2 protein-coding genes are annotated in these 2,329 nt (G+C 31.6%); both read right to left on the bottom strand.

Features of this window, described 5'->3' with window-relative positions; all coding sequences use genetic code 11:
- Nucleotides 1-203: 203 nt before the first annotated feature.
- On the bottom strand, nt 204-1,445 hold the full coding sequence (locus BLR15_RS13710) for an MFS transporter (RefSeq protein WP_092988353.1): 1,242 nt from the start codon (nt 1,443-1,445) through the stop codon (nt 204-206).
- On the bottom strand, nt 1,435-2,052 hold the full coding sequence (locus BLR15_RS13705) for a TetR/AcrR family transcriptional regulator (RefSeq protein ID WP_092988351.1): 618 nt from the start codon (nt 2,050-2,052) through the stop codon (nt 1,435-1,437). The genes BLR15_RS13710 and BLR15_RS13705 overlap by 11 nt, the downstream gene beginning before the upstream one ends.
- Nucleotides 2,053-2,329 lie beyond the last annotated feature (277 nt).

Here is a 2,329-nt window from a genome sequence, read left to right as displayed (position 1 = left end):
TCCTTAGATGTCATAAGAAAAGCATACAAAAAAAATGTAGGTAAACCAACAATTTTAAATTGCCGATTTCCTACATTTTAATACTGCCATTTACACCATTATATCATGGTGAGTACTTTTTTACGTTTTTTTACACTTTTACTTTCAAATAAAAAAGCACCCTATGTACAGGGTGCTTCGGCAAATAAAGAATAAGTATAAGGTTATGAGATAGATTTTCTTATATCCTGATTAAATAATGTAAGGAGGGCAGTCATTATTAATACAGCCCCGCAGAAAAGGAATAGTAACTCCACAGAAATGACTCCTAAAATCGAACCGACGATTAAAAATGTAATTGGCTGTATTCCTGTTGAGCTTAAAAGCTGTAGGCTCATTATTCTTCCCATGGCATCGGCAGGGGAGTTTAATTGTAGGACTGTCACTATTAGCACATTCAATCCACCAATCAACATTCCACTCATAAATAATAGTGCCGAGAGTATGGTTAACTGATCGGAGAAAATACCAACCAATGACCAAAATAGGCCTAATAATATCGTAATGATAAGGGTTAAGAGGAATTTATTTTTAAACCTATTTAGTAAATTGACAAACAAGACCCCGACAAGCGTGCCCATCCCCAGAGAAGACATCAAAAATCCTAAAGTTTCTGCACCGTTTTCTGTAATTCCATGAGCAATATACGGTAATCCAATTTGTTGTGGCCCGATAATACTCAGATTCAATATTGCGGAAATGATTAACAAAATCATAACCACTTTAATTTTATAGACCACTTTAAAGCCACCGACAATATCTTCATAGACTTTCTTGAAAGTGAATTTATTGTTAGCAGTCTCTTTATGTTTCGTATTCTTACTCAGTAAGAATATAAAAAACCAACTAATTAAAAATAGGACTGACATCGTACCATAGACAAAGGTAGCGCCATACAGTGATAATAAGATACCCGATAAAGCCGGTCCAATTGTGTTAGACATCTGCATACTAATTTGTGAAAATGAATTCGCTGATTGTAAATGACTTTCAGGCACTATTTTTGGTATCAGCGCGAAAACAACGGGGAGGAATAAAGCAGATGTAATACCAAAAAATACTGCAAATAAAATAAGCATCCATACCTGAATTTGAAAGAAATATATTATTACTGTAAATAACATTGTAAAAACCGTTAAAACTGAAAGGGTCATATTCAAGAAAGATTTAGGGGACACTTGATCAAATATCACACCACCAATCGGTGTAATTAATAACCTTGGTATCGCAGATAATGTCAGAAGTGTTCCTAAAATAGCTGTTGAGCCAGTAATGTCTATTGTTAACCAGGAAAGGGTGAGAAAATAGAATTGCATTGCTAATAGCGTGCAAATCTGAACGATCCAAAAATTTCTAAAATCTGATATTGAAAATATTTGATAAAATTTACTATTTTTAATCGTCATTGCAAAGTCCCATTAATAATAATTTTAACTGTGAAAATAATAATGTAAGTTCCTCTTTATCGGGGTGGTGGTTACGAGTCAACCAAAACTGAACTTGGCCATCCACATAGGTCCAAAAAATTTGTGTTATAATTTCTGCATTAATATCAGATTTAAATTCACCAGTTTTTACACCATCTTTAAGTATTTTTGTGAAATATTTCTCTGTCATATAATAGTTAGAGATTAACTTTTCTCTATATTCTTTATTCCTGCTTGCTTCCAGCCAAAATTCAAATATCAATAACGTCGATTCATAATCTAAATCATCCCAAGAAAAAATAATTCTTTTCCATTGTTCTAATAGTTGCTCGAAAGCATTTTTATTTTTATAACTATATTCTAAAAGTGTAGATTTTTGGTTTAGAATATAATCCAGTATAAAAATAAACAAATCTTCTTTATTCTCAAAATATGCATATAACCCACCTTTACTTACGTTTGTAGCTGATGAAATCTTACTCATAGTAGTGTCGTGATAGCCAAATTTTTTAAAGGTTTCCAACGACTCTTGAGCTATTTTTTCCTTTTTCAATGCTTTTTGTTTGTTAGATATTTTCGGAGACATAAAGACCACCTCGTATTATTAATAAAAACGACTGTTCGTTTTTATTAATAATATCACATTTTTCGAAATGCGTAAACTATAGTAGTATCTCTTTAGTTTGTACATTTCTCTACTTCAGTATATTTATTATATATATGTTGCTTTTCAAGATTTGAGAGATTGAATTTATTAATATAATATCCGAGTCTCTCATAACTAATTTTGGTTCTGTTGCAAAGTAAAAAAATATAGCTAACCACTAATTTATCATGTCAGTGTTCGCTTAACTTGCTAGCAT

Source organism: Lacicoccus qingdaonensis, from assembly GCF_900101075.1.
GTDB lineage: Bacteria > Bacillota > Bacilli > Staphylococcales > Salinicoccaceae > Lacicoccus > Lacicoccus qingdaonensis.
This window is presented reverse-complemented; position numbering and strand designations above follow the sequence as displayed.

What these genes read in the sequence shown, in the direction of transcription:
- BLR15_RS13710 (WP_092988353.1), bottom strand. Translation starts at nt 1,445, where the DNA reads ATGACGATTAAAAATAGTAAATTTTATCAAATATTTTCAATATCAGAT.
- BLR15_RS13705 (WP_092988351.1), bottom strand. Translation starts at nt 2,052, where the DNA reads ATGTCTCCGAAAATATCTAACAAACAAAAAGCATTGAAAAAGGAAAAA.